The sequence below is a fragment of the Arthrobacter sp. H41 genome (assembly GCF_000520535.1).
Taxonomy (GTDB): domain Bacteria; phylum Actinomycetota; class Actinomycetes; order Actinomycetales; family Micrococcaceae; genus Arthrobacter_D.
In genome coordinates this window covers 13468-21297 of sequence record NZ_KI914810.1, presented here as the reverse complement: position 1 = coordinate 21297, position 7830 = coordinate 13468, and the positions used below count along the sequence as shown (strand labels likewise).

Below are 7830 nucleotides of genomic sequence, written 5' to 3'. Positions count from 1 at the left end.
TAGCCGCGGGTCTTCGACTTCAGCAGGTCGAAGAAGTCGAATACGATCTCCGCCAGCGGTAGCCGATACCGGATCTCGACCCGATCCTCGGACAGGTAGTCCATGCCGCCCAGGACGCCGCGCCGCTGCTGGCAGAGCTCCATGATGGCCCCCACGAACTCCGAAGGCGCAAGGATCGTCGCTGACACCATCGGCTCGCGGACCTCGGCGATCTTGCCGGTGGGATACTCGCTGGGGTTGGTCACCTTCAGGACGCTCTTGTCCTCGAGCGTGACCTCGTATTCGACGTTCGGGGCGGTTGAGATCAGGTCGAGGTTGTACTCACGCTCGAGTCGCTCACGCGTGATCTCCAGGTGCAGCAGCCCGAGGAACCCGACGCGGAAGCCGAACCCGAGGGCCGCGGAGGTCTCCGGCTCGTACAGAAGGGCGGCGTCGTTCAGGGTGAACTTGGCCAGCGCGTCGCGGAGCACCGGGTAGTCGGTGCCGTCCAGTGGGTACAGCCCGGAGAACACCATGGGTTTGGGGTCCTGGTAACCGCCCAGCGACTGGGCGGCGGGCTTGGCGAGGTTCGTGACGGTATCGCCGACCTTCGACTGGCGCACGTCCTTCACACCCGTGATAAGGTAGCCGACCTCCCCTACGCCCAGGCCCTTCGACGGTTTGGGCTCGGGCGAACTGACGCCGATCTCGAGCAGTTCGTGGCTCGCCCGCGTGGACATCATCTGGATCCGCTCCCGCGGGCTCAATTTGCCGTCCACCACCCGGACATAGGTGACCACGCCGCGGTAGGTGTCATACACGGAGTCGAAGATCATGGCGCGTGCAGGAGCATTGGGGTCACCGGTCGGGGCCGGCAGGTCACGCACGATCTTGTCCATCAGGGCCTCGACGCCGACGCCGGTCTTGCCGGAGACCATCATCACGTCCTCGGGCTCACCGCCGATGAGGCTCGCCAGTTCGGCCGCGTACTTCTCCGGCTGCGCGGCGGGCAGATCGATCTTGTTGAGGACAGGAATGATCGTGAGGTTGTTCTCCATCGCGAGGTACAGGTTCGCGAGTGTCTGGGCTTCGATGCCCTGCGCTGCGTCCACCAGGAGGATTGCGCCTTCGCAGGCGGCAAGCGACCGCGAAACCTCATAGGTGAAGTCGACGTGCCCGGGCGTATCGATCATGTTCAGGGCGTAGGCAGTACCGTCGACCTCCCAGGGGAGGCGGACGGCCTGCGACTTGATGGTGATGCCGCGCTCACGTTCGATGTCCATCCGGTCCAGGTACTGGGCCTTCATGTCGCGCTGCTCCACTGCACCGGTCAGCTGGAGCATCCGGTCCGCGAGGGTCGACTTTCCATGATCGATATGGGCGATGATGCAGAAGTTCCTGATGATCGCCGGATCAGTGGAGGCTGGCACCGGTGCGGTGCGGGCCATGGGTGACACGTGGGTTCCTCACTACTACGGGACGGATGGGCACCAGGACGATAACAGCATTCCCTGGCTGCTCGCTTACCAGTGTCCCATGGACGGTGAATACCGGTTGAACCCGGGGCGCCCCCCGCCCATGGGTGGGGGGCGCGTACCGTGGGGCCATGCGCCTTGACGCCCGCACCCTGTTCCGTCTGGTGGCCTCCGCTGGAAAGCTGCTCCGGCGCACGGTGCCGGGTTCCCGGAAAACGCCGATTCCCCGCATCTCGTATTCGCCGAGCCTCGACGGTAAACCCGATCCGGGGGAGATCGTCTGGACCTGGGTCCCCTATGAGGAGGACGCCTCCCAGGGCAAGGACCGTCCGGTCCTCCTCATCGGCCGGAATGGCCCGCGCCTGCTCGGCCTGATGCTGACGACGCGCGACCGCAACAACGCCTCAACCTCCGATGACCGCTATCTCGATATCGGCGCTGGTCCGTGGGATCCGCAGGGGCGTCCCAGCGAGGTGAAGCTCGACCGCATCATTCTCATCGATCCGGCAGGTGTGCGGCGGATCGGTGCGCTGCTTCCGCGGGCCCGGTTCGACCGGGTGGCGGCGGCACTGCGGGCCATGCCCGAGTGACCTCGGCGCGCTGTCCCCGCGGTGCGCTGGACGGTCACCGGCCCGGCGCGCTATGGCTTGCCGCAGGCCGGCCTGAATTCTGCTAAGCTGTATAGCTGTGTGTCCGAGCAGGTCGACGGGCACTTTGGACCAATCGCCACGGTATCCCCACGCCGCTCAGTCGATGGTTGGCCGAAATACCCTCACGACCAGTCCGCAATACAAAGAAAGTTCTCATACGTGGCAAATATCAAGTCCCAGAAAAAGCGCATCCTCACCAACGAAAAGGCGAGGCAGCGCAACAACTCGGTCAAGTCCGAGCTCAAGACCGCAATCCGGGCAGTAACCACTGCTGTCGATTCGTCGGACAAGGATGCTGCAACCGCAGCCCTGCAGAACGCCGGCCGCAAGCTGGACAAGGCAGTCAGCAAGGGTGTTCTTCACAAGAACAACGCAGCTAACCGCAAGTCGGCGATCTCCAAGAGGGTCAACGCCCTCTAGGCGACTTCCCGCTTTCTGTTTTGCGTGGCCGGCCCCCTGGGCCGGCCACAGTCGTTTAACCGGCCGGAGGTTCAACCAGCCGGCCACAGTCGTTTAACCGGCCGGACGTTCAACCCCCGAACTGCGCGAGGCTATCCCTCGCCGACGGCGATGACCGTCACCGCCCGCTCCACGGCATAGACGGGATCACGGGAGCCTCCCTTGACCTGTGCGTCAGCCTCGGCGAGGACCTGGATGCACCGTGCCAGGGACGAGGAGGAGAATCGCTGTGCTTCGCGACGCGCCTGGTCGACCTGCCAGGGGGCCATCCCAAGTTCGCGGGCAAGCTGCGCCGAGGAACCTCGCGCCCCGTGCACCCTCGCCACTGCCCTCACCTTCATGGCAAGTGCCGCGACGAGCGGCACCGGATCGGCGCCGGTCGCCAGCGCGTGCCGGAGCATGGACAACGCCTGGGCCGTCCGACCTGCGAGCGCCGCATCGGCAACCTTGAACCCGGTGGCCTCGACCCGCCCGCCATGGTATTTCTCGACTGTTTCGGCGGTGACGTCGCCTACCGAGTCAGAAATCAGCTGCTGGCATGCTGCGGCGAGTTCTGCCAGCTGGGCTCCGACGGCGGCAACCAGTGCCCGTACGGCGTCGCCGTCGATTCTGCGGTGCGCCAGCCTGAACTCGGCGGTCACGAAGTCGATCTTTTCCGAGTCCTTCTTGAGCGGATGGCAATCCACCACCACCGTGTCCCCGGCCCGCAGCGCATCGAGGAGCTTCTTGCCCCTGTTCCCCCCGCTGTGCCGCATCACCAGCACCACGTCCGGTGCAGGGTCCCGGAGATACGCCATTGCCTCCTCGAGGAAGCTGTCGTTCATCTGGGCAAGCCCCCCGGCTTGGATGATCTTCCAGTCGCCGAAGAGGGATGGGCTGGCGTGGTTGGTCAGGCTTCCCGGCTCGTAAGTGGCGGCATCGAGGACCACCAGTTCCGCCGAAGGCTGGGCGCGGCGCACCTGGTGCCGGATCGATTCGGAGGCCTTCGCTGCAAGGTAATCCTCCGGTCCGATGAGCAGGACAACCGGTGCCGGCTGGACGTCCCGCCAGGATGCCGGTGCATTGTTCGCCGTGTTGCGGTTGGTGTTCCCCTTGGTGGCCACGTGTCCTTCATTCCGGCTGGTTGATGCGACACTTCACTGTGCCATGTGGTGGATCTTCAGCCAAGTGAGGTTACTGCGACCTACGGATATCGACGGCGGAGCCATTCAGCGTCAGGGTGAACGAGCCGAGCAGGTCCGTCCGTGCGGTGACGGTGCCCTCCGCGTCCAGGGAAGCGACGATCGCGGGATGGGGGTGGCCGTAGTCGTTGCCTTTCCCGACGGAGATCAGTGCTACTTTCGGCCGGAGCGACTCGATGATGGCGGAACCTCCATTACGCGCCCCATGGTGGGCCACTTTCAGGACGTCGATGCCCTGCTGGGCGAGTCGGGGATTCGCGGTGAGCATCCGCGCCGCAGCAGCCTCCTCGATGTCGCCGGTGAAAAGGATGCTGAGCTCACGCCCTGCTGTGCCTACCTCGGCGTGAACCACAGCGCTTGAATCGTTCTCCTCCCTCGGCGGCGCCCCCGGTTGCGGCCAAAGGACGGCGAATTCCGCCCCACCGGCGCGGAAGGAATGCCCGGTGCCGATCCGGACGGGTTCAGTTCCGGCCTCCCTGGCTGCATCCGCCACGTCGCGCGGCAAGTCGGGTTCCGCTGAGGAATAGAGGATTGTCTCGAGCCTGCGGCCGTCGGCGACGCCCGCGATCCCCCCGTAATGGTCGAGGTGGAGGTGGGTCAGGACCAGCACCTCCACGACGTCGATGGAGAGGTCGGACAGGCAACGATCGACCGACGCGGGGTCCGGGCCTGCGTCGATCACCACCGCGCGTCCCGTCCCTGTCCGCAGGACGAATGAATCACCCTGTCCTACGTCGCATGCGGCCAGCACCCAGGTCTCCGCCCCCTGCTCGTCGTCAAGCGGCAGGAGCACCACGATCAGGAGGCCGATTCCGCAGCCGGCACCGACCAGCACCAGCCAGGGAGGCGGCCGGATGGAGTGCAGCACCCTCCCCCCGGCGCGGTCGAGTGCCGGTGCGAAGACGAAACCGAGGACGACGGCGAGGCAGAGACCGCCGGTCAACGCTGCACCTACCGGTCCGCCCAGCCAGGGCACCGAGGCGAAGGGGGCATTCTCGAGGGTTCGGGCGACGGTTGCCACCCAGGACGTACCGACCTGGCCGGACACAAGGAAAGGGACCACCGCTGGTGGGAAGAGGGCCAGGGCTCCGATCGCCAGCATCCCGGCAATGGTGATGAACGGCACCAGCGGAGCCGCGGCGACATTTGCCGGCACCGAGTAGAGCGGCAGGAATGGTTGCAGCATCACCAGCACGGGTGTGCAGAAGAGCTGTGCCGTGATCGGCACGGCAAGCAGCTGTGCCGCGAAGGAGGGCATGATGCTACCGAGCCGTGCGGCCAGGTAAGGACCGGCCACCACCAGGCCACCCGTGGCGCACACCGACAGAATGAATGCGTAGGACGAATGGAGCCACGGATCCGCGGTGAGCAGGGCGATGATGGAGAGGAATAGCAGCGACAGCGAGAGGCGTCCACGCCCCGTCAGGACGGCAAGTACGCCGATCGACCCCATGACAGCCGCGCGGAGCACGCTTGGTTCAGGGCGGACCAGGAGGACGAAACACACCAGCGCTGCGAGCGCCGCTCCAGCGGCCCAGAACCGCGGCAGCCGGAGACATCGTGCTCCCAGGAAGGCGAACGCCAGCACGTAGGAACAGTTGGCTCCGCTGACTGCCGTCAAATGGGTCAGGCCGGTAGTCTTCATCGCCTCGGCAAGGGCTCCGTCAAGACCCGAGCGGTCGCCGATCGCCATTCCCGGCAGGAGGCCGCCGTCATTCGCGCCGCGTGCCATCGCAGCATCGGTGAACCGGTGTCGCAGGTCCGCAGTGTAGGCCTGCCACCCCCGTGCCGGTGTGATGTGAGGCCCGGTGGTGGGGATGAACAGGGCCACCTGCTTGCCCGGCCCGAGGGGTGGGGCAAGCGTTCCCAGGACCCGCACGGTGTCCCCGGGGGTGATGTCGAGCCATTCCTCGCCCGCAAGGACGGTCACGGGCGCGCTTGAGATGAAAGGTTCGCCCCGATAGCGACCGCCCGTCACTGTGGCTTCGATCATCACGCGGTCCCGGCCGCTGAACCTGTCCGGCGCAATAGTTGCGGGGTCTCCGTCAATGTTCAGGATCGCTGCCAGGCTGTCACCCTGCGCGGCTGCTTCAGCTACCGGTCCCGCGGTGAAGCGCACCAGGCTGCCGGCGGTCGCCAGGCAGATGAGGCACGCGGCCGCGGCGGGTACCACCGACGCCCTGAGGACCGGCACCAGGATTCGGTGGACCCGCCGGTTGCTGGTTGCCCGGGCGTCGCCGAGCAGCGGGTGGGCGCAGGCGAGGACCAGTGCGATACCCGCGAGGAGCAGTCCGGCGATCAGGGCCATGCCGGGTTCGAGTCTCGTCGATACCGCTGCTGTGGCCCACGTTGCGAGTGCCGGCATCCCGAGCCGGAGGTCGAGTGGAGCTGCGGGTTCCAGCCGTACGGCCCGCCCTGGAGCCCGCACGCCGGCAGGCCCCCACGCGTTCAGGGCCGCATGGATCCCGGTCACGGTGCGGCGCGCTTCGCCCCGCGACACGCGCGGTGCGGACCGCCGCGTCCTACCGGGCGCGCCGGACCACCTGCCGGACCGTAGTTTGGCCGACGGCGTCGGTGAATCCCCCGCATCCGGCGTGCTTTCCGAAGGCGCTACCGGTTCGGGGCGGAGACCGGCGTCCCGGAAGTGCCGCCGCCGGGCAGCGCTTGCTTCTGCCCCGGCCGGGGTCATGTTGCGGTGACAAGAGGCAGGATCGCCTCGAGCAGGGCCGGCCCGATGCCGGGCACGGCGTCCAGGTCACCGGGCTGGGCGAACCTGCCGTTCAGGGTGCGCCACTCCAGGATCCGTTGGGCGAGGACGGGCCCCACGCGGGGCAGGCTGTCGAGCTCGGCGAGCGTAGCGGTGTTGAGATCGATGACCGGCGCCTGCTGTCCCTCCACCGCGCCGGCAGGCGCCGGATGACCCGGTTCTACCGGTGGCCCGGCGGGCCGCGGAGGCTCACCCAGAACGGGGACATGAAGTTGCGCGCCGTCCTGCGCCACAGCGGCGAGGTTGACCCCGGCAAGGTCGGCCTCGCCCAGTGCGCCTCCTGCCTTCTCGAGCACAGTGAAGATCCTCGAACCGGGGAACACTTCGACGACGCCGGGCTGCACGACGGCTCCGGTCACATGCACATAGAGCGTTTCTGTGCCGGTAGCCGACGGTATGCCCTCCGGCGCCGCCTGCGGGAGTCCCGCCGGAGAACCTCCCTTTTCCTGCCCGCTGCCCTGGTCGATTCCGGCCGTGCCGGGGCCGGCAGAACGGGGGGCCTCCGCGTCGACCGCGGAATCCTGGCCGAGCTCGACCGAGGTGGCGGCCGACGACGGCTCGCTGCTGCGCACGATGAACAGGGCGGCGCCGACTGTCAGTGCAACGCCCAGGAAGACCAGGGCAGCGGCCCTGGTCGCTGCCCAGCGCCGTCGGCCCGGGCCCTGTCCCGACGGCACGTCCGAGTCCGGAGAACCCTCGAGGACCCCGGACCGATCGTCGGGAATCTGTTGGACGGGCCCGCGAGGGTCTGCGGTAGGCCACCGGTGTCTTGGCATGTTCCACGGTAGGCAGGACACTTGGCGGTGGTTCGTGCAACCGAGGGTATGTGGACATCCCCCTCCCTGTTCGGACATACCCGGTCGGACCTACCCGGCGGCCGCCCTTCCGCTGATCGCCACGGCGACAACTCCGAGGCCGACATGGGCTGCGAGCACTGAGGGACAGGGTGCCAGGGAGATCCGTGCCTCCGGTGCCGTGGCTCCGAGACGCTCGGCGACACCTGCGGCCTGGTCCTCGTTCCCGTAGTGGTGGACGGTCAGTTCAACCGCCGGATTCCGGGTCGCGAGGTCCGCGCGGACCAGCTCCTCGACGCGTTCGAGGGCGCGTCTCGCGGTCCGGACTTTCTCGAACGGCACCAGGCGCCCCTCCTGGACCTTGAGCAGGACCTTGACGGACAGGACCGAACCGAGCCATCCCGCCGCGGCACTGATCCGGCCACCGCGGCGCAGCTGGGCCAGGTTCGGCACGTAGACGTAGAGGGCCGACCCCCGAGAGGCCATGGCGGCGGCCGCCGCGCTGCGCTCGAGGCCGAGGCCCGC

7 protein-coding genes are annotated in these 7830 nt (G+C 67.5%); 2 read left to right on the top strand and 5 right to left on the bottom strand.

The annotated features are described in order from the left end of the window. The coding region (lepA, locus tag Y705_RS0112065) for a translation elongation factor 4 (protein WP_173401084.1) at window positions 1-1436 on the bottom strand (1436 nt) is incomplete at its 3' end. Between the two features lie 149 nt (window positions 1437-1585). Here lepA and Y705_RS0112060 point away from each other — a divergent pair. Continuing rightward, complete coding sequence (locus Y705_RS0112060) at window positions 1586-2044, top strand: type II toxin-antitoxin system PemK/MazF family toxin (RefSeq protein ID WP_026533040.1); 459 nt, start codon at window positions 1586-1588, stop codon at window positions 2042-2044. Window positions 2045-2263: 219 nt separating this feature from the next. Next, window positions 2264-2524, top strand: a complete 261-nt coding sequence (gene rpsT, locus Y705_RS0112055; protein WP_026533039.1) for a 30S ribosomal protein S20 — start codon at window positions 2264-2266, stop codon at window positions 2522-2524. 131 nt (window positions 2525-2655) lie between these two features. Here the strand turns inward: rpsT and holA are convergent, their stop codons facing one another. The 4 genes from holA to Y705_RS19555 all read right to left on the bottom strand — a co-directional run. Then, complete coding sequence (holA, locus tag Y705_RS0112050; protein ID WP_026533038.1) at window positions 2656-3666, bottom strand: DNA polymerase III subunit delta; 1011 nt, start codon at window positions 3664-3666, stop codon at window positions 2656-2658. A 70-nt stretch (window positions 3667-3736) separates the two neighbouring features. Next, entirely contained in the window at window positions 3737-6217 is a 2481-nt protein-coding gene (locus Y705_RS19565) for a ComEC/Rec2 family competence protein (protein WP_216698789.1), read from the bottom strand. Between the two features lie 212 nt (window positions 6218-6429). Then, complete coding sequence (locus Y705_RS19560; RefSeq protein ID WP_049822681.1) at window positions 6430-7188, bottom strand: ComEA family DNA-binding protein; 759 nt, start codon at window positions 7186-7188, stop codon at window positions 6430-6432. 189 nt (window positions 7189-7377) lie between these two features. Beyond that, window positions 7378-7830 (bottom strand): DegV family protein (locus Y705_RS19555; protein ID WP_155850057.1); only part of this gene is annotated, 453 nt, incomplete at its 5' end.

Coding starts and splice junctions, on each gene's coding strand:
- Y705_RS0112060 (WP_026533040.1), top strand. CDS start 1,586: ATGCGCCTTGACGCCCGCACCCTGTTCCGTCTGGTGGCCTCCGCTGGA.